13 protein-coding genes are annotated in these 26,317 nt (G+C 42.9%); 7 read left to right on the top strand and 6 right to left on the bottom strand.

Annotation, left to right across the window (positions count from 1 at the left end):
- Positions 1–157: 157 nt before the first annotated feature.
- From ACT3QP_RS07025 to ACT3QP_RS07005, 5 genes are all read left to right on the top strand, one after another.
- The gene (locus ACT3QP_RS07025; RefSeq protein WP_444524994.1) at positions 158–1,549 is read left to right on the top strand and encodes a hypothetical protein; all 1,392 of its coding nucleotides are present in this window, start codon (positions 158–160) and stop codon (positions 1,547–1,549) included.
- A gap of 11 nt (positions 1,550–1,560) precedes the next feature.
- A complete protein-coding gene (gene yghU / locus ACT3QP_RS07020) occupies positions 1,561–2,373 on the top strand; it encodes a glutathione-dependent disulfide-bond oxidoreductase (protein WP_444524993.1) in 813 nt (270 codons plus the stop codon).
- Between the two features lie 514 nt (positions 2,374–2,887).
- Positions 2,888–3,970 carry a DUF1176 domain-containing protein gene (locus ACT3QP_RS07015; RefSeq protein WP_444524992.1) on the top strand — a complete coding sequence of 361 codons (1,083 nt, stop codon included), beginning with the start codon at positions 2,888–2,890 and terminating at the stop codon, positions 3,968–3,970.
- Positions 3,971–4,506: 536 nt separating this feature from the next.
- A complete protein-coding gene (locus ACT3QP_RS07010; RefSeq protein WP_444524991.1) occupies positions 4,507–6,153 on the top strand; it encodes a DEAD/DEAH box helicase in 1,647 nt (548 codons plus the stop codon).
- 199 nt (positions 6,154–6,352) lie between these two features.
- Positions 6,353–7,597, top strand: coding sequence for a DUF819 family protein (locus tag ACT3QP_RS07005; RefSeq protein WP_444524990.1), 1,245 nt, complete (start codon positions 6,353–6,355; stop codon positions 7,595–7,597).
- A gap of 96 nt (positions 7,598–7,693) precedes the next feature.
- Here the strand turns inward: ACT3QP_RS07005 and ACT3QP_RS07000 are convergent, their stop codons facing one another.
- Both ACT3QP_RS07000 and ACT3QP_RS06995 read right to left on the bottom strand, forming a co-directional pair.
- The gene (locus ACT3QP_RS07000) at positions 7,694–8,302 is read right to left on the bottom strand and encodes a nitroreductase family protein (protein ID WP_444524989.1); all 609 of its coding nucleotides are present in this window, start codon (positions 8,300–8,302) and stop codon (positions 7,694–7,696) included.
- A gap of 123 nt (positions 8,303–8,425) precedes the next feature.
- Positions 8,426–9,139, bottom strand: coding sequence for a pirin family protein (locus ACT3QP_RS06995; protein WP_444524988.1), 714 nt, complete (start codon positions 9,137–9,139; stop codon positions 8,426–8,428).
- A gap of 183 nt (positions 9,140–9,322) precedes the next feature.
- Between ACT3QP_RS06995 and ACT3QP_RS06990 the strand changes: the two genes are divergently transcribed.
- Together ACT3QP_RS06990 and ACT3QP_RS06985 are read left to right on the top strand one after the other, a co-directional pair.
- Positions 9,323–10,228, top strand: coding sequence for a LysR family transcriptional regulator (locus ACT3QP_RS06990; protein ID WP_444524987.1), 906 nt, complete (start codon positions 9,323–9,325; stop codon positions 10,226–10,228).
- A 259-nt stretch (positions 10,229–10,487) separates the two neighbouring features.
- Positions 10,488–10,616, top strand: a complete 129-nt coding sequence (locus tag ACT3QP_RS06985; protein ID WP_444524986.1) for a hypothetical protein — start codon at positions 10,488–10,490, stop codon at positions 10,614–10,616.
- A gap of 265 nt (positions 10,617–10,881) precedes the next feature.
- On the opposite strand, the gene ACT3QP_RS06980 is transcribed toward ACT3QP_RS06985, so the two are convergent.
- The 4 genes from ACT3QP_RS06980 to ACT3QP_RS06965 form a co-directional block, all read right to left on the bottom strand.
- The gene (locus tag ACT3QP_RS06980) at positions 10,882–12,303 is read right to left on the bottom strand and encodes a reverse transcriptase family protein (protein ID WP_444524985.1); all 1,422 of its coding nucleotides are present in this window, start codon (positions 12,301–12,303) and stop codon (positions 10,882–10,884) included.
- A 3-nt stretch (positions 12,304–12,306) separates the two neighbouring features.
- A complete protein-coding gene (locus ACT3QP_RS06975; protein WP_444524984.1) occupies positions 12,307–14,538 on the bottom strand; it encodes a hypothetical protein in 2,232 nt (743 codons plus the stop codon).
- Positions 14,535–22,289 carry a HEAT repeat domain-containing protein gene (locus tag ACT3QP_RS06970; protein ID WP_444524983.1) on the bottom strand — a complete coding sequence of 2,585 codons (7,755 nt, stop codon included), beginning with the start codon at positions 22,287–22,289 and terminating at the stop codon, positions 14,535–14,537. Before ACT3QP_RS06970 ends, ACT3QP_RS06975 begins: the two co-directional genes overlap by 4 nt.
- A gap of 108 nt (positions 22,290–22,397) precedes the next feature.
- Positions 22,398–25,823: a BRCT domain-containing protein gene (locus ACT3QP_RS06965; RefSeq protein WP_444524982.1), complete on the bottom strand. Its 3,426-nt coding sequence runs from the start codon at positions 25,821–25,823 to the stop codon at positions 22,398–22,400.
- Positions 25,824–26,317 lie beyond the last annotated feature (494 nt).

The raw sequence follows: 26,317 nt of genomic DNA, 5'->3' as shown, positions 1-26,317 counted from the left end.
GTTCAACAGACCTTAGATAAAGTCATTTTACGCACTTTTATTTGTTATTATCTTGTATAATTATTACTCGACAATTTTTCTAAATGAATATAACAGCCATAGTCATATTTATATCGTTTACATTTTACGATGTAGCTGTTCTCGAGTATGTAATCATATGTATAAACGACAGTCCGTTGCACTCATTGTAACATTGATAGTTGTCACACTTTTAGTATTAATGATCAGTGATGATGAAACTGGCAACCCCGCTGCCACCACCAACGACAGCTATTCTGCTGACAATACAGTAAACGGTACTCATATTCTGACAGATGGTTGTAGGGACTCAAAAAAAACTAAACGGCACTTATTGGAGGAGGCCATCTCGGAGTTGTTTGATGGTGACTTTAGTGAAGCTGGTAAAAAACTGGCTTTTTTAAATATGTTTAGTTTAAATGCATGTGATGGATACTCAGAGGTGCCTAAAGTGACTCCAAACATAGTTGACAATATTGAGATTGAAAGAGATAGTGATATCCTCCTTGAAACAGTCATTCTGCCGCCTATCGAAACAGGTGCTGCAGATGATAATATCATCACGTTTGATAATCACTTACACAATTTCCCTTTAGCCTTTACTACGTGGAACGATACTTATCAGCTCAATCATGATATTCCTCATCGGGGATATCAAGTTTTTTATATGCATGCAGACAATCCATCGAAGGTAATAGAAAGAGGTCGCGTCACAGGAGTGGCAAAAAAATATAGTTGGAGTGACTTTAAAAATATACCATCAGAAAAATTCATGGCATATTGGGTAGGCTCGTTAAGCGTACCTGAATCGGGTTTTTATCAAGTTTTAATTAGTAAAAGTCATTCTGAGGCACGGGTGCTTATTGATAAACATATCATCATTGAGGACAATAAAGGCAGTGATGAGATGCAAAAAGTATATATACCAGCTGGTAATCATATTGTCGAAGTTGAGTACCGCAATGGTTGGCATACAACAGATGTGGCAATGGACATCAGTCCTATGGAGAATATTAAACAACCTGAAGACCCAAATCAAATTTTATCCACCATCAAGCAGCGATACCCAGATGTTGTGGCATTATACGCTGGTGTTTATGAGGCGGATAATCAAGCTGTCGTGCTAGATATACCTGCTATCTCTAAACCAGTAGTATTGTACTTAAGCTCTTATGAGGCCATTAAATGGCAAATAAACAATACGCGTAATACCAACATAGTAGGGGCTGTTTACGTAAGTTCTCATAAAGGGTCGCAAGTCCAAGGTCTCACACAACAAAGCACTATCATAAACGCCGATATAAAGAATTTTGGTTATAAGAACAATGTAGTATGTCACTGCAATCATGATGGCTATCAATGTAATGTGAAAGCTGCTCATGTAGCGGGTGATATCAGCACAGGTAACCCATACCAAAAATATGGTATTGATATCATCCAGTTTGTAGGCAGTTATTCTACTGATTATTTCACTTTTCAACCCTATAGTGGTGAATGTGCTACTCTAAGTTCTATGACAACCAAAAAATAATAGGATACGTTATGAGTCAGGACAATAATAAATATGTACCGCCTAAGATTTGGAAACAAGATAAAGAAAGTGGTGGTAAATTTGCCAGTATTAATAGCCCGGTAGCTGGCGCGCGTCATAATAAAGAACTACCTGTGGGCGCTGCACCATTACAGTTATATTCGTTAAATACACCAAATGGCGTCAAAGTAAACATACTATTAGAAGAGTTGGCTGAGCTTGGTGTTAAAGCGGCTGAGTATGACGCTTATAAGATTGATATCTCTCAGGGTGATCAGTTCGGTTCTGGTTTTGTAGCCATAAATCCTAACTCAAAAATTCCCGCTTTGGTTGATCGCTCTAACAGTGAACCTATTGCTTTGTTTGAGTCTGGTGCCATCTTAATGTATTTAGCAGAAAAGTTTGGCCGATTTATACCGTTGCCACTTGGCAAAGCACGGGCAGACTGTCTATCTTGGGTGATGTGGCAGATGGGTAGCGCGCCCTTCTTAGGTGGTGGCTTTGGACATTTTTATGCATATGCACCTGAACCACTTGAGTATCCAATCAATCGCTATACGATGGAAACCAAGCGTCAGTTAGATGTACTCGATACGCACTTAAAAGATAATAAATACATGTGCGGTAATGACGAGGCTGATTATAATATTGCGGATATGCTTATTTGGTCTTGGTATGGTCAGCTAGTGCTCGGTAAGCTCTATAATGCTGCAGAATTTTTACAAGTAGATAGCTACATCCATGTAAAGCGTTGGGCAAATATGGTTGCTGAGCGTCCTGCCGTTAAACGTGCCGTAGACTTATCATTAAAACCTATCGAATAAATAAGTTGAGTAATAGTATTTGTCTATAGAAAGGCGTGTTTGATCCTTCAGCTATGACACACCGCTTTACCCGTTTGCAAGGCGAGAGTTGTGCTTGAGTGGAGGGCAGTACTACATTTGAATGTTTAACAGAACCTAGCCTCATTAAATCGATATGAATATTAGGGTTGCTCTGTACTTATATATGTTTACATTAATGTAATCATAGAGTTTTTTATTTACATAATAGTACATTATTATGATGGACAGAAACATTAATACGCTAATATAGCAGGGACTATCTTATTATTAGTAGCTGTTTATATGACATCTATTAATGAGTAACGATTATCAAGAGTGATAACTAAAAGTGGGGAAAGCAAGCAATGAAAACAGATAGTATTCGCCGCAACGTTCACCATATTTAGATAAAAGTCGTTCAGAATTATCGAGATATAAATACTTATCAGTTATTACGATTCAACGGCAGGATTCATTTAAGATATAATGTTAAAAAAATAAAAAAGACACACTCATGATAAAAAACAAAATACGATTATCACTGTTTACGGCTGTCAGTACCGCTTTAGTTAGTACAGCAAGTATGGCAAATACAGGTGTTGAGCTGACCAGTCAAGATTGGCAAGTTGTTTGTGATAATACTCGAACGTGCCGATTGGCAGGCTATCAAGCAGAAAATAATAGCGAATTTCCTATATCTATATTACTCACACGCCGCGCAGGAGCGAATGCGAAGGTGGACGGTAAAGTGAAAATTGGTGGTGCGAAAGATAGCTCCTCTAAAGCCTTGATGCAATTGGGCAATCGTCATCGTATATCATTGTTTATCAATGATAAAGATTATGGTGAAACCAAACCGTTTTCGACTACAGCAGGCAGTGCTGAGCTTACTGAAGCACAAGTGACAGCATTATTAGAGGCACTAACCAAATCCAGTGATATTGAGCTAGTACTGCGTAACTCACGTTGGCATCTGTCTGACAAAGGCGCCAGTGCCGTTATGCTTAAAGCAGATGAAGCCCAAGGACGAGTGGGAACATCAAGTGCCTTTATTAGCCGTACTGATGTAGTTAAATCTAACAGTAATATATTATCACCAAAATCTGCCCCAGTTTTACGCTTTGTCACGCCTAAGCCAAATGCAGTAGCAGGTAATAAGAAAAAGTTTGTGATGAAGTCCTCGCAACTCGCAGCATTGATGAAAGAAACCATGAAAGATGCTGACAGTGACTGTCCAAGCTTGTCAGATAAGTCACCATGGCGAGTTAATCGTCTAAATGGTTCACAATTAATAGCTCAGCATGATTGTTGGACGAGTGCTTACAACAAAGGCTCAGGTGTTTGGGTCATCAACGATAGTAAACCTTATAACCCCAAATTAGTGACCACTGATGCCACTAGTTATGACAAAGGTAAGATAAGCGCTGTACAAAAAGGTCGAGGTATTGGTGACTGCGTAACCAAAATCGACTGGATATGGACAGGAAAGGCATTTGAAAAAAGTCATGAAGGTAGCACTGGGCTTTGTCGTATGATTGAAGCGGGTGGTGCGTGGCAATTGCCCACTTATATTACAGACGTCAAAACAGCACAATGAACCAGAAGTTTAAGATAGCCAAGGTTATTTTTATCGTTATCAAAAATAAAGGTACAGATGTAATTTTATTGTGATATACTACGTCGCCACGTTAGCAATGACTGGCGTGAATTATGAGATTGATAACATCGCCTGCGATTTTGGGTCTAGGATGACCATAAGTAATTGTTGCCGATGATTTTGTGTACTTAAATAACATTTAATAGCACTGCTAGTTATTTTTGACTCATATCTTATCTACTGTTCCATAGCTATGGATTAGATTGGTTGTTATTAGCGTTTATTTGCTTTGGATAAAGCAGTAATAATATGCCTATATCAGACAAGGATAAGACACTCGGCACTACCACCAAAATACGTCAGACAGCACGAACGCATTTATTATAGAAACGACAGTTTTATTGGCTGAGTTTCTGACTACCGACACAATTATGTGGCTCGGTAGCTCTTTAATAAAAGCGGCGTGGTGAACGGTTATCAGTGGTATGCATCAAGTTTGCTGAATGTACAGCAGCTTATACTTACCAAGGATTACTATGACTGACATCTTATCTACAATCGCCGCTGAAAACGGCATCATCGAAAGCACTGACACTCCAAACACTGATAATAACACTCAAGCAGCAACGACTGACGCTGTTGAAGAAAAAATTACTTTTGCTGAACTAAATATTGCCAAGCCGATTCTTACCGCGCTTGATCGCAGTGGCTATACCAACCCAACACCAATTCAAGAACAAGCGATTCCTTTTGCTCTAGCAGGTCGTGACTTGTTATTGTCAGCGCAAACGGGTAGTGGTAAAACGGCAGCATTCGTTATTCCAGTACTTGATCGTCTAAGCCGTGCTACTAGCTTTGACAAACTAACCAAAGCACTTATCCTAACACCAACGCGTGAACTTGCTCAGCAAGTACATGACAGCGTTCGTACATATTCTAAAGATATGCGTGGCCTGTTCTGTGTACCACTAGTTGGCGGCGCACCATACAATGGTCAGATTACTGCTTTAAGAAAGGGTGTACAAGTAATCGTAGCAACACCTGGTCGTCTATTGGATCATATCAAGGCTGGTCGTGTTGATTTATCAAATCTTGAAGTACTAGTACTTGATGAAGCCGACCGTATGCTAGACATGGGTTTTGCAGATGATATCAGTGATATCTTGAGCGCAGCACCGACTGATCGTCAAACCATCATGTGTTCTGCAACTTGGGATGGTCCAGTAGGTAAAATCGCTGCTAGCTTCACTAAAAACCCTGAGCGTGTATCAATCAAAGTTGAATCAGCGCACATCGAAGAAAAAGTATACTACTGTGATGATTTCGATCATAAAAACAGATTGCTTGACAAAATCGTTTGCCAAAAAGAAATGGATCAAATCATTATTTTTGCTGCAACCAAGCGTAGTACTGAAAAGCTAGCAAAACAGCTACAAGAAGCTGGTCATAAAGCAAGCTTCCTACATGGCGACTTGCCACAGAGCAAGCGTAACCGTATTGTTCAAGACCTGCGTAATGGCAAGTGTAAAATTCTAGTGGCGACTGATGTTGCTGCACGTGGTTTAGACGTGCCAGCTATCTCGCACGTCATCAATTATGACCTTCCACGTCAGACTGAAGACTATGTCCACCGTATCGGTCGTTGTGGCCGTGCTGGTCGTACTGGTGTTGCTATCAGCCTATGTAGCATGGATGATCGTCCACAACTAGCAGCTATCAACCGTTACTTAGATCGTAAGATGGAAGTATGTGTCATCGAAGGTATGGAAGCTAAGAAAACTTACGTACCAAGCGAAAACAAAGGTCGCGGTCGTGGCCGTGGTCGTGGTCGCTCTAACGGCGGCGGTGGTCGTGGTCGTTCAAGTGGTGGTTATGCTGGTCGCTCTAACGGCGGTGGTAATGCTCAAGGCCGTGGTCGTTCAAGCGACAGCGCTTCAACGGGTCAACGTGCTAGCAATGACAGCGGTTATAAAGGTAAGCCAAATGAGCGCTCAGGTGGCAAACCTTATCAAGGTAAACGTACTGGTGGTCCTAGCCGTAGTGATGGCAATGGTGTTCCACGCGGTGAACGTGCTGCATCTGGTCGTGGTCGTCCAAGCGGCAGCCAAGGTCGCCCAGCAGGTCGCTCTGACAGCCGTGGTCAAGGTCGTTCAAACGGTGGCAACCGTGGTAACAATTCGTAATAACGCTATCATTAACGGTTAATGAATGGTTGAATAAGACCGATTAATTTAATCGCATGACATCATATAATGCGGCATCAAAAAGCCAGATACTTGTTATCTGGCTTTTGTGTTTCTAATGATTCGATATTTACCATTGCGTGACTTTTTTGGCTTGTCTATACTGACAAGTTTTTATCTTCTGCATTGGAGCCATTGGATGCTAGACCTCTCTCATTTAGCAATTGATAGTTTGCCATTGGCCTTTGGCATTATTATGGCCATTATTGGGTTGGTGTTTTATACCCAAGGGTTGCCTGGTAAATTCTGGCAGCGGTTTTATGCCGTACTACCAGGTATTGTTTTATGCTGCTTTATACCCGCGACGCTTAATAGTCTAGGTGTATTCGCTGATGGTATTGGCTCGCAAATTTATGGCTTTACGGCGACTTATCTGTTGCCTGCCAGTTTGCTGCTAATGACATTGTCAATGGATGTGCCAAAAATACTGGGCTTAGGGTGGAAAGCCATAGCCATGTTCTTCGCTGCTAGTATCGCTATTATTATTAGCGGTCCTATCAGTTTGGGCGTAGCTAAATGGATATCGCCTGATATGTTTACTGATGATACCTTATGGCGTGGGTTTTCGGCAGTGGCAGGCAGTTGGATTGGCGGGGCAGCCAACCAAGCGGCAATGAAGGAGTTGTTTGGGGTCAGCGACGACTTATTCGGTATGATGATTTTGGTGGATGCGACCAACGCTTCCCTCTGGTTATTAGCAATATTGGTGATGGCAAAACATAGCGACAAGATAGACCGATTCTTAAAAGCAGATACCAGTAGTATCGATAGAGTCATTAAAGCCGTTGAGAGCTATGATCGTGATCATGCGCGTCCAGCCACCTTAAATGACTTGATGGTAATGTTTGGTTTATGCTTCGCGATGGTCGGGGTAGCGCACTTCGTTGGCGGACAGATTGCAGCATTTTTTGCGCCATACAAATGGGCAGTACAGTATAGTTTTGCCAGCTCATTTTTTTGGATGGTAGTGATTATTACCTTAATAGGCGTTGTCTTTTCTTTTACTAAGATTCGTCGGCTTGATCATGTGGGTGCCTCAAAAATTGGTACGGTATTTATTTTCATATTAATTGCTGCCATTGGTATGCAAATTAATTTGGCTGGTATTGTCTCACAATGGCGATTACTACTCATCGGTCTGCTATGGATGAGTATTCATGTTGTGATTATCTTTGTTGTTGCTAGAATGATACGAGCGCCGTTTTTCTTTTTGGCAGTTGGGTCTAATGCCAATACTGGCGGCGCATCTTCTGCACCAATTGTGGCAACGGCTTTCCACCCATCGCTGGCTCCTGTCGGTGTGTTCTTGGGTATTTTAGGCTATGCGGTTGGGACGTTTGGCGGTTATATTAGCACCCAGTTAATGAGGTTGGTGGTGACTTAAAAATAAGATTTTAAGTGACACGATATAACCAATGAACCCGCTACGAATATATCATAGCGGGTTCATTGGTTTTACTGTCTTCAACGCTAGGACTTATTAGCCAAACACTTTTAAACGTCCATCTACAGGCTTAAACGCCTTGTCACCTGCAGGCTGCTCGATCGCACCAAATACCATCTGTGCAACCAATTCCCAGTCCTTATCCACACTCCAAGCATCGGCAACTTTGCTATCAATGATAGGATTGTAATGCTGTAAGTTTGCACCGATATCTAAACTAGACAATGCCATCCAGACTATATACTGATGCATGGCACTGGTATGTTCAGACCACACTGGGAATTTGTCAGAATATAACGGTGCCGCTTCTTGCAAACCTTTAACCACTGCATGATCTTCAAAAAACAATATCGTGCCTGCACCCGCTTTAAAGCTATCAATTTTTTGCTTAGTTGACACAAACTTCTCATCGTCATTAACGATATCACGTAAGGTATCTTCCGTCATTTGCCACAGCTTTTGATGCTCATCGCCAAATAACACGATAATGCGCGTTGACTGTGAGTTAAACGCTGACGGCGTATGCAAAATAGCATGTTCAACCAATTTCACTACCTCATCATTCGATACTGGTAATTGATTGCTTAGCGCGTAAATTGAGCGGCGTTTTTCTGCTAATTGTTGGAAGTCTTGTAAATTTGACATGATTTTCTCCAGTAGTTTTTATGAATTAAAATTAAATATTGATGCATTGGAATAGATAGTCATTAGCTTCTGAAACTAGGGTATCGTACTCAAAGCTTGGTTCTAAATGAGCATAGAAAAGTATTAAGCAGTTATCGGTACTTCCATGAGCAGCACCTTGGCATCTTCTTCGATATCTACTGTGAACTGCTGAGCATCCCGAATACCGAGAGCATCTCTAGTCGCTAACGCCTGACCATCTACAGTAATTTTCCCACTAATAACAAAGAGATAAACACCATTATTAGCATTTTTTAGCTGATAAGACGCGGTCACGCCTTTATCAAAGTCACCCATACTAAACCATGCATTTTGATGAATCCAGACACCTGCATCGTCAGCGTTTGGCGACAGCACTTGATTGAACACATTCGGCTGCATGATATCACTCATACGCATTTGCTGATAACGAGGAGTGACATTCATCTTATTAGGGAGCACCCATATTTGTAAGAATGTCACCGCCTCATCGATACTACCGTTCATCTCACTGTGAGTGATACCCGTACCAGCTGACATGACTTGTATTTCGCCCGTTTCAATAACACCTTCATTACCGATGTTATCGCCATGACCGAGCTTACCTGATAATGGAATCGTAATGATTTCCATATCACGATGTGAGTGCTTACCAAAACCTTGACCACCAATAACAAAGTCATCGTTAATGACACGTAGCACGCCAAAGCCCATACGTTCTGGATTATAATAATTGGCAAAGCTAAAGGTATGGTTGCTTTTTAGCCAGCCATGATTGGCATTGCCACGAGAGTCTGCTGCATGATAGATAGCTTTCATCATTTATCCTTAGTTAGGAACTTAGCTATTAACTTAGTTATTAAGAAGTCAAATAACGATAAATATTGATTGGGTTAACTGGTTTAAGTTATGGATATATTATAATTGTTGTCTAACTACAGATAAACATTGATAATTGCAAATATCAGTTCTCATTTAAAGAACAATAAAAGAGGCGTTAAAATGGGTCAATTAGAAGACATGGCAATGTTTGTACGCATTGTCGAAGCTGGCAGCATCACCAAAGCTGCAGAGCAACTAAATATCGCCAAGTCAGCTGTTAGCCGTCGCCTCAAGGAATTAGAGACACGTTTGGGCAGTCAGTTAATCAGCCGAACCACACGTCAATCGAACTTAACGCAGGCAGGTGAACAATATTACCAAAGAGTGAGTAATATACTGAATGAGGTTGATGCGCTGAATGAAGCGTCCAGTGGTACACCGACACGTATCGAGGGCACATTGAAGATGACCGCACCGTTATCGTTTGGTTTGCTTCATTTAAAGGATGTTATTGATGAATACGCCAATCAACACCCCAATCTGAATTTTGAATTGAATTTTTCTGATCGGCATACGGATTTAGTCGAAGAAGGGTTTGAATTGGCCATTCGCATTGGAGAGATGCAAGACTCTAGCTATCAAGCCAAACGCCTAGCGTTAATTCGTCATACCCTATGTGCCAGTCCTGAATATCTAGATAAAATGGGCACGCCAAAAACGGTAGAGGATTTAGCCAATCATGAGTGCTTGCAATACAGCTTGAGTAAATCTAATACGATGGAATTGACAGATAAACAAGGTAAAAGACATCAGGTGGAGGTTAGCTCAAAAATAAAAATCAATAACGGTGATTTTATGCGTGAGATGGCAGTGAAAGGTCATGGCATTACCTTTTTGCCAAACTTTATCACTTACCAAACCGTAGCCAGTGGTGAGCTAGTACCCATTTTGCAGCAATATCAGCTGCCCATACTAACTGCCTATGCCGTCTATCCAAAGAATAGGTTCTTGTCTCAGCGGTGCCGCTATTTTATTGATTTTATCGCTGAGCGTTTCGGTGATAATCCTTATTGGGATGAGATTTAGCGTTTGTAGAAAGATTTTGCTTTATATCAAAATGCAGCTAAGTAAATTAATGCCGAGGCTTAATCTAGGGCGTGTCCTCAATTCAAACGAGTGTCCTCTAAATGGGCTAAAAATAGCTAAATTTTGCCAAACATCGTCAAATAGTTGGTCAATATCTCGATATTATCTGCACTATTTTTCTCGTTTGACGGAAATTTATCTCATTTTTATCACCATTTTTAAAATGAGGACACGCCCTAGTCTAGGTGTAATTTAATACTTGGGTGAAAGCGTCGATCAAGACTATACGCAAACAATCAAATGGTTTGAAAGTGCAGCCTATCAAAATGAAGTTAATGCTCAGTTCAACCTTGCAGTACTTTACGAATATGGTGAAGGTGTGCGTTAAGATGTGACTATTGCTAAAGAGTGGTTCAATAAGTCTTATGAGAATAGCAATAAAGAGAGCTGTGAAAGCTATCAAATGTTGAACTGAATATAGCTGAGGTAGTTGGGAGTTGCCTATTTTTCTAGAATATGGTTTTTCACAAAGATAATTTCATTCATCTCTATCCTTCTCAATTGTTTATTGAAATAGACAGAGATAAATGATTGAATGCAATGGCGTCGAAATAATAACTAAAAACACGCTCTAAAAAAGTTATAACGCACTGTTATACACTCACAGTTTTTAGATTTTTAAGACGCTCAACTCTTGATAAGTACTCATGCCCCAATTCAGGCTCTGCTGAGGCAATCCAAGCGGCATATCCTGATAACGTATCCAAAGTTTCATCAGCCCGCAATTTGCCACCTGACTCTAAGTTATGAATCGCTGCTCGCAACATGCGTTTAATTTGGCGGGAGACCCTTGGGACACCGTCGCCATTCACCACCATGCCAGTAACGTTGTGCTGATTGCCTTTACGAATCACACGCGTTTTATCATTGTTTAATACAAAACCTTCTTCGCGTAATATCTTATGCACTGATCCTAATAGTTGCCCGATCAGTTTATTCTGCTGCGTATCTGCTTGTTTTTTTGTGGTACCAGTTTTAGCTTTTAATTTAGTTTTGGTGTCTACAACCGCGGGCATACTAAAGGTCAAATCATCTGCATAGCGACTATAACGCAGGCCTATTTTGTCAGCCAGTCCTGTTAAACGACGATCCAAATTTAAGCAGACGATGTTCGTTAACGCAGGGCTAGTAGGCGCGCCTTGTGGTAAGGCTCTGTCTCCTAGCGCCACGTAATAAGTTTTGCCATTTTGCTGCACCATTTGACGGGGCGATTCGGTACAGAGTAATGACAATAAGGTAGAAATTTGCTCTGGATAGCCGGCATGACGGAACACACCTTTGACACGGCGCCAGCTGACACTAGGAAAAAAGTCTTTAACATCCAACTTGATAAGTAACTCGCTGTTGCTATGTACTGCTGCGTTAGTCACGATAGATTTGCCACGTACAAAGCCATGAGCGGCACCATGCGTTGTTAAGTTATTCAAAATATTGTGCAAAATCCAACGTTGTACAAACTTCAAACGCGGTATCGGCGACCATATTTGACGCGCTGTCCCATTGCGTTTGGCAATAGTAAAATGTGAGTAAGACAGATTGGTGGCGACATCTCTTTGATAGCACAGTCCCTTTAATTGCGGGATGGTAAGGTTCACAGCTTCTGCGAGCTCATTGTGTTTATGCAGTAGAGGCAGTTTGTTTTCAATCAGACGATTGGCAGCGTCTTTGACATCCCATTTATCAGTACTGGTATCATCTGACCAATATACATGACGACCAAGATAAACCATGTGATGTGCTTTATATGCTTGCCAAGCAGCCTTTTTGAGACTTTTTCCTTCAGCAGCTTCCTTTTTTAAGGCTTTTTTATAGCGCTCACGTTCTTTTGGACTCATGTTATCGACAGGTTTGCGATCAACCATAAAGCCTTGATTGACCAGTTGCTGTTGCACATATTGGTAACGTCCACCTGCCTGCTCAATGTCTTGCCATAGCTGTTGCCACTGACGCTCAAAAGGAGTGGGTGTTGGCTCAGGACTGATGTAATCATTATTGTTTACTATTTGAGTGGTCATACATTACATCCCTTGGTTTTCGATAAAGCCTTTGGCTTCAAATCTGGCAATATGTTGTAAAAAAGCGGATTTGGCTTGAGCAGGTTGATTAAACGCCAGTTGTTGGCGCGTATCTTTGCCACCTATTGTTTGTTCGATGGTGATTTTTTTATGAGCAATAGTGATGTAAACATAAGCGATAGAACTCTCTTGCGCTGCTGACTCCTGCGCCTTACCGTTTTCATTCATATGTTGATGAGCAGCTGGTTGAGCTAGGGCAGTCAAATCAAGCGTCGCTGCAGAAGGTAATGCCATAAGCGAGCTATTAGCTGCCTTTATTTGTGCACTTTCTTGTACGTTTGCTTGAGTGTTCTTAGGCTTATTAAGACGCTTGCTTGGCACACGTTTACTCAAGATTCGAGTATCATGCCAGCTATCATTGCTTGTGTTATTAGGGTCGTACTGGTTGTATTTAAGGCGCAGCGCGATAAGATGCGCACACACACCATGAGTAAGACGATGTTGCAAGTACTGCGGGCAGCTACATTCTGCTTTGGTCACCAGTCCTTCGTCGCCTAATTGCAGCTGGCTGTGATAAGTGCGCCTGTCTTCTTCGACATGAATGTCTGCACGGATAGTAATACCTTTTACAGCGACGGTCTCAACTGTAAATTTCTGCACAGCATCTGCACGGTCAATCAAATCAAAAGCCTGCTTTTCTGCTTCGTTGTGATAAGCGAACTGTGCCATTTCAAGCGGCGCTTGGGTCAATGGCCTGTAATGATATAGCTGCGTCGCCATCTCATAGCGAATCAATCCTTGCTGCGTACCTGATAGTAACCATTGCTGCACTTGTGAGTGAGAAACAGGCAAAGATTTCAATGAAGCATTTGCTGACAGCGACTTTACCAAGCCTTCTAGAGTATCAGGGGTGCTCGCCAGTGTTTTAATTAATACAGACAAGCTATTACTGTCATCGTTACTATCGTTATGGCTGTTTGAAAGATTTTCTTCACTAGCCGCTAATATATTGTGCAATGGGCGCTTGGGTAGCAACAAATCAAAGTTCAATGACTGAGACCAGTTAGCTTGGCTAAAGCCTGTCATGGCAAAGGTAAAATGAAATCCTTTGCCTTTTAGCGTCCAATAGCTTGGCATACCTTGACCCAGTAGCGATACCGAAACGCTGTCAGTATGTGGTAATAGACGTTTCAGTAAACTAAGGCGCCTGCGACCCCACAAGCGAATCAGTTTTGCTTGTTGCCCTTGATAGGGTTTTTGCTGTTGGCTGACTTGACTGGTAACAGTGATGTCAAAAGGCTCTAGTATAATCACTGGCAGCTGTTGAGGTCTAAGCTCAATCAATAATCCGCGATGCTTGCCTTTGATATCAGCATGCATGCGCAGTTCAAACAATACGTTATACAATGCGATTGGATCAAGATGAATAGTATCTTGTGGTAATTGGCCTGCAGACTGTACTTGTAACAGCGCTCTGATCCAGCTTTTGGGTACATTGATACGTTTTTCTATGATCTGCTCTTTTACACTAGGATTAGCTACATCGCTATCAGTATCTGCTGCATCCGTTTCTGGTATGGTTTCAAGTAGCTGTAAGCCGACCGCTTCATGACCAATGTCTAATATCGTTTGTTGATGGTCGCGTATTTTTTCAATACCGTTAAATAAGGCCGCACTGTAATCAATGCTTGTGGTACCAAGGGTCGGTTTGGTACTTTGCTCAAAAATCTCATTGGTCAATGTCAATTGGGCATAGCAGCCTTCATCACGACTAAATACCTCAAAGCTAACGCCTTGCTCGTGCACCTGAATAATCGGGTCCAAAATACAAAAGGCGAGTGGGTCGTTATCGAACAGCCACGTGAAATAATCACGCTGTGCGGCAAATAGGTTTTTATTGCTGCTAGCACGGCGCATCTGCATAAATACCGTATATGCTGAGCGGTCTTTTGGCACATAACGGTAGTCACTACTCACCACATCAAACAGCGCTAGCAAACTGTCACGAAAAACAAGAGGAGATTTGACCTTACCGTGGAAGTTAACGTCAGATCGATTCAGCTGAGCAAATAGTGCTACATGTTGAGTGTGCTCGCTCATTTGCACATAGGTTTGACTGATTTGGCTGATTTGACTGGGTGCGGCGTAGTCTAGCTGCATCATCAGGCCGTCAGTGTTTGCTACTACTTCTGACTCTGTTTCTGACGCTTGGTCCAATTGGTTATCTATAGTCATTGACTGTCTCCTTCACCCTGGTTGCTTTTTTGACTGCTGTCCTGACTATTTTTTGTTACTTGGGTTGAGCTAGGTTGCGACTCTGTATTGCTAGATGATGGACGCTTTTGCTGTGCTCGGATCATGGCACGCTGCCAGCGACGCATTACTTTATAAGCAAGCTTTTGAATATCTGCATTTTCATGCGTCATGAGTGTCGTCAGCCACTGCTCGATATTTGGATCATGTAGTTGTCCAAGCGCCTCGATGGCACGGATACGAACGGTAATCTCCATGTTGTCATTACTTGCACAATGATAAAGTGCATCGGCATTCTTTGCTCTGATCCACTGTAGTAGCTGCTGATTGATTGTCATCTCGGTAGACGAGCTCTTATGTTTTGGCGCATTGTTTTTCAGCGCATTCTTTACCACAGTTATTATGGATTTTTGGGTAGATATACCGCTTTGTTCAATACGAGCAAGCAACGTTTCTAGCAAGGTTTGATTGTCATAAGTGAGCTGCGATTGAGTTGCTGTCGATACAGCGCTCAACGTCGCTACGATACCTGACAGCATCTTATCTTCAGCGACAGGTCTGGCCAGTAACGCTAGCAGTGCTTGCTGCCACCAATCACTGACGGTAGTAGACAGTAATGGAATAGAGGTGGTAGTCAATGGTTGACGCGCATCATTGAGCCAATCAAGCATTGCTGATATCTGCTTAACTGCAACTTTATCGACAGCTCCTTTGGCAGTTTTGATGGCCACATGACGCATGATCAGCCAAATCAGTTGTTTGATGGTGCTACTCACTTGTTCAACCATCTCGATCCACTGATTGTTGCTGATAGTAGTCGGACTGCGGTTGATGGTATCGATCAGCGTATGCCATTGCTCACTGGCGGTTTCAAAACGCTGCTGCAATGTCGCAACCATTGCTTTGTTTAGATAGCTGGTTGGATACTGAGTCAGATAGCACAGTCCAATATGCTGTGTCAGTGTGTTGCTGCTGGTAATCAACGCGGTAAGCTGTGATGCTGGCATATCTTGCTTGGCCATAATGGCATTTTGCAGTGCCATCAGGGTATCGGCTGGCAAGTGCGCACCATGCTGCGTGATGAATGTTGCCAGCTCATCGATGCTGCTATTATCAATAATACGCTTTAGGCTCAAACGCTCAGTTGCTTCTACAAAGTCATCATTATGGCTTTGGATGGCTGCCCAATCATAAGGATAAATCTGCGCTGCAAGACTGCCCCAAGTTTTTTGCGCCGCAGTGTAAGCCACCATGAGCACATCACGATCTAGGTTGCTTGTCTTTAAGATATCTAACATTAATGCTTTATTGGCATCGCTATCATTCATCTGTAGTAGCCATACCGCATGTCTTTGTGGACGGAAGAATATGGCTTTATCAAGATGAATGCGTATATAGTGGCGTATCTGTTCCCAAGCAGGCGCTGTGTTGAGCCAGCGCAGCCCATTTAACCAATGGACAATGGCAGGATTGGTGAAATGGATTGCGGGGTCTGACAAGTTTGATTTTAATAGCTCAAAAATATGCGGACTATGCTCAAAGTCACCACCTTGTGCAAGGCGACCCAAGGCTTCACTGGCCACGTCTTGTAAGTAGTGCTCATCGTCTTCGGCCAGTTTGATTAACTTATCATAGGCTTTGTATAAGGTATGAACCTGTAAGTTTTTATCAGCATTGTTCACAGGCGCGCTGTCATTAGCCGCGTTATCATTAGGCGAGTTAGCACTTTGATTTTGGTTTTGATGGTCACTGCTGCCTAGTAGCTCGCCAATAGCCAACACACTACAGCTGCGGAACTCTGCATCAGGGTTATAATCGATCGTGGCCATCAAGATATTGACCCCATCAGCATGACCGCATTTAGCCAGCCCTTCAGCCGCGGCAAATTGCACATCGGCGTCTTTATTGCGTAGGGCGTTTTGTAATGAAGCAATGCTGCCGTGCCGTCTTTTGGCTCGATATGCCAGTGCTTCAACCAACTTAAAGATATGGTTGGCTGGCATTTGCTCGTAGGCGAGCGCTAAAGCAGTATCAATGCGTGAGGATAAATCACTATCGTCCGACTTCACCCATGCAAGTGATGGCAATAGCTGCGTGGCAAGCTCATAGTCATTATGATTCATAAGGGTAATAAACAGCGACAGGAGCACTTGTGGGTCTCTTGGATGCTGACGTTGTAACCAACGCGTGTCTTCACGCTCCTCCAAATAATCTTCAATTTTTTGATCGTAACCGCTGATTTTTAAGAGAGTAGTAAATAAGTATTTACGCTCTTCTTTATTTTTTTCTGGCGTGTGCTCAAACAAATTTTCTAAACGCTGCAGTAAGGGTTCAACCAGATTTTTGTTACGCAGGTCAGCAATATCCCAATAAATAATCTGTTTAGGTTTTTTGTTGTGAGGGTCATCAAGTAAGGCGAATAATCGAAAGTGCGCCGCATTGGCAACCTGTTCAGCAGTGGTGATATCAAAGTCGCTGTCTACGCTGTCAAAACTGCTCTCTAAACGTTCTCCTAAAGTATTCTTATTATTGATGTGTTGGTACGATATGAGTGCATCAGACAGTAGCTTCGAGCTACGATATTTTTCTCCACTAGTCCGAGCATCTTCAGCAAAATCAAATAAGTTATCAAATAGCGTACTGTCTGCAAACAGCACGTCATAAAACTCGACCAGTTGCTCCAGTGCTTGATACTTAGCACTCCAGTCATCACTCTTGATGGCCTGCAGCAAAAATGTCAGCTTGTCTTGACGCTGCATGGACGGCGATTGACTGTTTGCAAAGGGCGTGACGATGACTTGTTTCCACTCAACAACGATTTGAGGCAGCAGCGACTGACAATAGGTTTGTAGCCCAAGCAAGCTGGCTGGTAGATGACCTAAGCGACTTTTAAGCAGATGATAAGTCTCTTCTGCTAAGGTTTGATTATTGGTTTTTAATAAATCAATGAGTTGCTGGTTAGCATTACTGTTGACGGTACTTGTATCTGATTTTTCACGCTGTTGCTGTACAGCATCGTTCTCTGTGATATCTAATAATAAACCCAAGCCGCGTTTTACCATATCACGGTAGGGGGTGCTCATGGCATAGTCGGCCAGCTTTTTGGCAGGCATGTTCAGCTTATACAAGCACTCCCATGCCAACTCACGAGTGTCAAAACTACTGTGGTTTAGTAGTGGCAACAACACACGACTGGTACTGTCTTGCCAGCCTTCATTATTATCAGTATCTAACTCCGGTGATTGAGTGGCCAGCCACATCAATCCTCGTATGGCTTGGTTTACGGTGCTGCTATTAGCATAATAATCATCGCCTGCGCGTATGACGCCAATCCAAGCACCAAAAGCAAGAGACTGATATGGATAATGCACCTCAGAGCTGTCTGTTTGCACAGCGCCTGTGTCTGCTACCTCATTAACGGTGATTGCAACAGGATAAGCACTTAACAATGCCTGCAGACCACGCTGCAAGTTTTGTAATGTCTCAAAAACATCGTCTTCGTCGTCATAATACTCATAGGCGAGTAATTCAGATAAGTGGCAAATAATACTCATAGTTTGCGCACGTACCAATGGCTGCTGATGTTGACTGAGGCGGGCGAGCTGTTGTAATTTTTCGGTACTGACAGTTGTTAGGATACTTGCTCGGATATCCGCTTTGTTTGCTGTGTTTGGCACAGCATCTGCCATCATCGTGATGACTTCAGAGTGAGCAGATAAAATACTACCCAATTGATGTGATAAGTAATCACTCAAATACTGCCATGCTGACGATAGTGCTTGCTGGTAGTTGGTATCTGCTGTGGGTGATGAGTAACGAGCAAGTATATTGGCATAGACTACTGCCGTGTCATTATCCGCAAAACTTAGTGCTTCTATCAGTCGATTAGGTTTAGCAGTGTGAGCAGCAGTCGTTTCAGAAGCTTGCAAGCTATCTTGCCAACCAGCTTGTAAGTCAGTGAATATCAATAGCAGTCTGACTGCTACTGCATAAGACTCTGACTCAAATAAGGGCTGTAATTGCCGTGCATGTGTAATACCTAAACCATGCTGTGCTTGTAGCCAATGCATAGGCGTCATCGGTGCAACTAGGTTGCTGATATTGTCTGTGCCATTTCTCTTATGAGTGAGAAAATGCTGCCCGCGAGCATCACCTAAAATAGCCAAACCCAAACTGGCTGATTGACTGATAATGTCGCGCTCATCTTTTTGCCATTTAACCAGCAAATCAATGTCCTTGAGCGAGGCTATTTTTGTCATATTTGGTGCTAGAGAATCAAAATTGGCATCAGGATGATGTAGATATTTAGCATACCACTCTAGCGCACCACACTTTGATGGGTATGCCAGTTTGGACAAACCAACTAATGCTTTGCTTACATGACTGTGCCACTGAGTATATTTGTCACTTTTTTTACCTTGAGAAGGCATTGGCAACTCTAGGTAGTGCTTAAAGACTCGGTATGCTTGGCCATCACTTCGCTGTGCCTGTTCTTCGTCAGCATATAGGCGTGATTGACTGGCAAGTAGTTGCGCGACTGTCAGTTGGATATCAGGATAAGGGCTGTTTAGAGCTGCGGTAATCAACTCCTCATGATGGTTGTCTTCTTCATCGACACTGCTATTATCTAAGTTATTGTCCTCTAAGCTACTGTCATTAGCTAAAATGTTAGGCTGTAAATCTGTCAGAGCCAAAGCAACCGTTAATGCTTGCTTACGCAGCTTAACACTGTCATCAGCCAACATAGCCACGAGCGCTGGCATCAGTTGGGTCAACTGAGCAGTATTCGCCCTTGCTTGTACTGTGGTGAGGGCTTTATGCTTGGTATCAGCATAAGGGCTGGCAAGCGCGTTTAGCATCACATCAGCAAACCCTAGGTGCTTGCTCTGTTTCAATGCAATCTCAAACGCTTGCTGACGAATGGCGGCAAACGTATCTGCAAAAAACAAAGTCAAGACAGCTTGATTGGTCTTTTGACTATTAGTTTCTTCAGTGTTATTCGTTTTATGTTTCGATGTCATTGCTAGCAACAGTTGTTGCCATTCTTCTATCGCCACTTGATGTACATCTTCAAACAGGCTTTGCTGCAATAGCTCGATGATGTCAACGATAGCGCTGTCAGAAGTGTTTTTAGAAACATTTTTAGAAACTTTATCAGATGACTGCTTAAATTGGCGGTTTAATAGAACTTTAACCACTTCTAACCGAATACTAGTAAAAGGGTTGTTTAATGCTTGGAGCAGTATGTCTGTCATCTCTGACGACATCTGAGTGCTTTTGTCACTGCTATTATCACTACTTTTTGAGCTCTCTGGTGTGACGTGCTTTAAAAACAGTGCCAATGATTGCTCGTGAATATCTTGATGTTTAGACGCAAAACCTGTGGCCGCCCAAGACAATACATTGTCTGCCAACTTACCATAAGCTTGCATGGCGACTTGACGTACGCCAGCGTCCTTATCATCCAGTAATGTCGGTAGGACTGCTTTGGCGTCATCTATATCTAAATGACCGAGTGCCTTTGCGACACCAGCACGAATGATGGCGCTATCCTCATGGCTCATCAGACTAATTAGAGTGCCAAATGCTCGTTTTTCTTGTAGGCAAGCCAGTGCATAGGCTGCCCGAAAGCTAATATCTTCGTGACTATTGCTTAAGCTTTGTAATAAAGGCTCTAACGTATCATTGCTGAGCTTTACGGCCTCAGTAGCAGATTTTTTAGACTTTGCTGGCTTAGTCTTCTTGCTCTTAGATTCCTGAGTGCTCTCTGACTGCGAGATAAAATCTTGCGTGGATAAGGTTAAACGGATGGCCTCATCGGATTCTGATGGTTTGGTATTCTTCTCATTTGCCGCGGTACTATCAGCATTGTCTAGCAGTGTACCTCGCAATAAGCGGAAGTCATCAAAATCCGTCAGGGTGCGTAATGTTTGTGTGTCACCTTGCTGTTTTAGTGCCTCTATCAATTTAGGCTGAGACAGTAATGAGACGTAAAATGCCGTTTGCCTAATTTCTGTATCACGATGATTTTGTAGTAGCATCAGCTGACGCGATACTTCAAGATGGTTGAGCATATTGCGTTGATACAAGCGGATAAGTCCTGCTTGAACAATGTCTGACTGATTGCACTCTAATGCCATCAAGTCTGCTTGAGGACTGTCATCTGGCAACAGTGTCTCAAGAGACGCCAATGCTTGTTTGCGGATATTGGCAAAACTGTGCGACAGCGCATCTCGCAAAATAGGTAAGATTCGTCGCTGGCTTGTGGCATCTTGCATGGCCACTTTTAGATACCCTTGCAACGCAGAAGCTATCACCTCTTCGTAGTAACGGTTTTTAAACGCCTCTTCTAAGTATCTAAGCGGACGGGCGGTAGAGTCGGCTCGGTCTGCCAATGCATGAAATGCCGCAAGACGTAATTTTGCACTGTGTGCTGAGCTTAGCTGCTGCTCTAAAACGTGTGCCGTCTTATCAAGACTCGTCGTAGCGACCCACTGTACCAATTGCAATGCTTGGTTGGCTGTGAGTGTGTCGCTATCATCAAGTAATTTTTTGACCAGATCTAACGTTTGATTGTCTGCTTGTACCTGTAGCAGTGCCAATCCTTCTTTAAACGCAACATCGCTATTGTTTGAAGTATCAGAGAGTAGCTGTTTAATTCTGTGGTAGCCGTCTTTTATGACATAAGTGACTGGCAGTAGCTTGCTATTTGATGCATTGCTCTGAGTGATGTCTATTGGTATAAAACGTAAGCTTTGGTCAAGACCTACTACTATGATGGCAGGCTTGTCAGCATAGCTTGCGACGGTAATCTGCTGCGGCTTAACCAAATCCTCTTTACAACTGTTTGGCTGACCTTTATCAAATGCCCATGATTTGACGATTTTGTCATCTGCGGTAGTAAACAGTCGAGTGTCTGACACACAAAGCGATTTGATCATTTCGCTGTGCTGGCTTGACTTGGCTCTATCAACAGGATGTAGGTCGCCTTGAACATGAGTACGGTACAAGTATTTATCCGCACCCGCTGAGAAGAAATACTGACCGACTGGCTCAAAACAAAGCGCCGTTACTTTACCTTGATGGAGCTGTTTGCGGCTGCTCAAGCTAAGTTTTTCTTCGTCTGAGGCCCATTGATAGCTACTAACATCTCCCGATTGATCTGCCACAACTAGCCATGATCCGTCGTTTGACGTTGTTAGTGCTGTCAATACAGAGTCTTTATTTGATGTTGCTATAGCAGATACATAAGGCTCAATGATGGCAGTACTACTAGTCTTACTGTTTTGATAAGGCCATACCACGATGTGTTTCGGATATAAAATAGCCAAGGCGCCTTGTAGTGGTGCCATTGCGACGGCACGGCCTATCTCACTATCACTATTTTTAGATGTATCAAGTATGGATCTGGCACTGGTCTTTTTAACTTTTTTTGCTTGCCAGTCCGTTTGGTAAAGATGACCATCATCACCTATCATAACAATAGTGCTGTCATCTGTTTGGCTAATGGCTTGCATCGCACAAGGTAATGCAGTCGTCGATAAGCTAAATTGCTCACCTTGTTGATCGAGGATATACAAAACAGGCGCCGATGTTTGGGTTTGCTGCTGGCGAGTAATAAAAAGACTGCGCCCATCCTGTTTGGTTGTTTTTTGAGTTGCCGCTTGGGTGCTATTGGCTTTACTGACTAAGCCAATAATTTGACCCCAATAGGGGAGTGTTATTGTTTTCATGGTGTTATCTCAGTTGAGGTGACGTCATATTTTTTTGAGTATCTTTTTTTGGATATAAAAGCTTACTAGTATTTACTACCTGTATCTATTATCTGTCCGCCAAAGCCGTTAAGCAGAAGCAGCTGTCTGTAGATTGTTGGACAGCTCGGGATAGCGATGCAACAACCGTGTGACGGCAACCAGACACGCATGACGCTCCATCTTGCCTGCTGAGTGCGTAAAGGTGAATAGTGTCGGCATAATGAGCGCCGCAAAGGTACTATCAGCCAATGCCACATCACGAAAAGTCTCAATCAATGCCAGTTTGGCACGACTCGCAGATATAGGTTTTAGCGTAATATTGCTATCTGTATCAGCTGTCTCATTGCTTTTATCTGAATAGCGTTGTTGATTATTGTTGGCATTAGCATTGGGTTCTTGCGAACCGCCCAAACGACCAGGCGGTAGCTCAAATAGCCCGCGGCGTAGCAGCATTAATAACTGATCGACTTCTGCAGGCAAGTTCTCTGCTGTTTTTACTGGCTGATCTTCTATGACTGGTTGAGTGTTGCTGTCTTTATCTTGTACGACATCTTTATCGCTACTGGTTGGTTGCCAGTTTGGAGACACGTGACGCGACTTGTAGTGTTTCCATAGCATGGTCACGGCAGCATAACGTACTTCACGGTCTGTGCTTTGCGTCAGTTGGTATAAAGACTGCACTTCTTGGAAGTGAGCGTGACGCTGTAGCAGCGTGATACCGATTTGGCGAGCGACTCGCGCTTTGCTTTCAATTAAAGCATTCAACATATCAGCATTCAGTTGTGTTGACTGGACGTGGTAACGGCGATTGGTAACGGAAGGTTCGTCTAAAAGCGCACGTTTCAACAGCTCAGTGACCTCAGTATAAGACGACTCAGCTATCGTGAGCCATAGAGCTGGCGTTGGTTGCCACGTCGCCATCTCATACTCGCTCAGTAATAAGCCAAAATCTCGCAGCTGGCTGTTACGCTGTTGTAATAAAGGAATGACGCGCTCAGCATCAAAGAACGAAGAAGGGATAACCGCATCAGGATCAACAGGTCTGTCTGTCAACGCCATACAAATATGTTCATGATGATGACTTAGGTAGCTGATCGCAAGCTCACTGATAGGCGCAGTAGCATCATCTGTTGCCATGTGCCACAAGGCATTGGCTCCTGCAAAAATATCATCTTCGGACACTTCTCGTGATTGACCACTTAGCATTTGTAAAAACGCTGTTTCAGAGATGATTTTCAGTGCCGCACCATCAGCGATCAAACCTTCAGCTTTCAGCTGTTTACTGCCTTTACGGCCATTACCATATAGCGGTGATCCATCATCTCCAATGACCAAATAATCTAGCTTGCCATTGACGGCGCTACTAATAGCACCATTAGCTGCTTTCACGACTTTTTCGGCCTCGCCACGTGTCATGCTTTGCATCTTACCCGTGAACAAATACCGCTGACCGGACAAATCTACTTCGGTAGCAACATCTGCATCACTACTCGAGCCTGTAGTGCTATCACTAGAAGCGCTGTCAGTAGAGCTATCTTCATTACTGTCATTATCGAGATATGCGACAAAATCAGCAGGCAGGAAACCTTTGTTAATACGCTCAATTGCAAATTCACGATAGAGTGCTTGCTCACTATGTGCTAGCGTCATAAGCCAGTCGAAACCTAGATCTATCGGCGCAAAACGGCGTACATCAGACAGCCAATCTCGCGCATTTTCTGCTAAGTATTCATCAAAGTCTAATTGCTTTTGCCAATTCTTGATAGGTTCAGAAGTAGAGGATAAACCTTGATTATCAGTACTACTTATAAGATTGATAATACTGGTGGACTTTAATTTTTCAATATATTCAGATACTTGCCAATCAGGCTCATAAGCAAGCGCATGCCAGTAGCTCATATCCATCGCTGCGGCTGATAGCACATCTTCATCAATCCAGTCGATAACAGTAGACTGTGACAATGGATGTAATAACAGCACCTGCCATACTGAAGCATTTATTTGACTCAAATCCAAACGCCTAAGCTGATCTAACGCAAAGTGCATGCAGTAACTGTCATCATGAGCAGAGAAATCGTATGCTGCTGATATATCTAGTTGCTGGGCGACGCGAATAAAGTATTCAGCTCCTAATTCTTTGGCACTATAGAGCTCAGGCAATTTTTTTATGGCAAACTTAACACTGTACCGTCTGCTGCTAGTCAACCGTTCAAAAAACCACTCAGGAGTTAAGTCGCGTCTCGTAAAGTGTTTGCTGAGTTGTTTGCTAGCAGTTTGATGGTGATGCTCTGTGTCTAATAGCTGCCCCCAACCATTGACACCAATATCTGAAATAGGGTCACGACTTAAGATACTGTTGATTGCAAAGGTTCTAACAGGCTCATAATCTGACATTGCCAGTAGCATCAGCTCAGTGAGTGATAAGTCTTGGGCATAGCTTTTGGCATAGCCAATCGCGTATTGATAGGCAGCAGGATAGTGTGAATGAAGTAGTTGTAGTACGACTTGATGTAAGCCCAATGTCTGGAACTTAGACTTTTCAAAATTAGGTGAGTTTTCTAGTAACCAAACAATCATCTCATCACGCGCTTTACTATGCGCCTTACCAGCCGATAGATATTGCAGCGTGTCACTACTTACATCACGTAACTGGGTTTTAAAGTCATGCTTTAGACTATCGGTGGCAAACTGTCTGATCGCCTCATTTTTTGCGATAGCCAATAGTTGAATAAGTGGTTCAGGATCTCGTTGCCACGCCTCAGAAAACGCACGACCTTTTGCGTCAAATAGCTTGCGAGGGGAGCGATTGCTAAATCGATTGACGCCATAATCAAGGCTATTGTGGAAGCAAATGTGATTGAGCACCCAGCTGCTCGTTTGCTCAGGACTGCCTGCTGTCATGGTTTCGTCATAGCTGGCGAGTACACAGATAGCAGCATCAATATAGCCAATAGGCATTTGCTGCCCCAGTTGGCGCAAATAACGCCATGCTCTAAGGCTCATATAGGTCTTGGTGGCGAAGCTAACGTTGGCGTTGGGCGTCTGATCAAACCGTTGTAAATCAATCTTGGCGGCTATTTGTCCAAAAATCTCATAATCTTGAGAAAATTCAGCCTGCTTGTAAATGCGCTTTAAACCTTTCCACACACCGTAGTTAACTGGTAGCTCACTGATAGCTTGTTTTAAAATGGCTCTAGAGTACGCGCTACCATCTTCCCACAGCGCAGTCAGTATTAAATGGATTTTGTAACGGTCAGGTAAGGGGTAGATGCCTTCGTCTGCTTCGAGTTTGGCAATCATCGCCACACGCTCTGCAAACTGTATTTCGGGGTTTTGCTCCCGAAACTGATGACTTAGAATCTTGTCCAAAAAGCGATCAAACGTCAATTCGCTTTCGGGGATGGGTATCTCGGGAATCGCATCAGCTTGAGTTGCCAATGTACATAATTTATCGACCAAACTTGGATCTTGGGCTTGCCAAGCTTGCTGAATTTGTGAAAATGACAGACTCATAGAAACTTGCCTTAATTTTTATTTTGTCAGTGCTCGTAATTTTGTAGCACTATAAAAGCGCGTTTCAAAGAAAATATCAAGGACTGTTGTCAGTAAACATATGGGCTGCGACATATAATGTCGCGCTTGAGTTTTTTTGAAATTATACATTGACAATAATAACTATTATGAGGCAAACTTAACGGGTTGTGAGATTTAGCGTTTCACCGTTTACGGTGAGGGGCGACGTTGCGTCGTCCACGAGTCAAGCCATTACATTTTACCCAAGGAAGACTGTTTCAGTCCTGCTAATACCTAGAAAAAGGCCCTAGTGTCATTAGCTCGCTGGCGCAATCACGCAATCGTGATTGAGCTAATGCACTAGGGCCTTTTTCTAGGTGCAGTCCAGTGAGTCTTCCATGTACCAGGTCATGAGGTAGATTACACAACAATTGAGTGTGACATTATTATGCTGGCATTCAAGGTCTTTAAAACAAAACCGGCGTAGGGCTGTT

The organism is Psychrobacter sp. AOP7-B1-24 (assembly GCF_052376215.1).
In the GTDB taxonomy this organism is placed as follows: Bacteria; Pseudomonadota; Gammaproteobacteria; order Pseudomonadales; family Moraxellaceae; genus Psychrobacter.
Note: the sequence above shows the minus strand (reverse complement) of the source record. Positions and strands in the feature narration are given on the sequence as shown.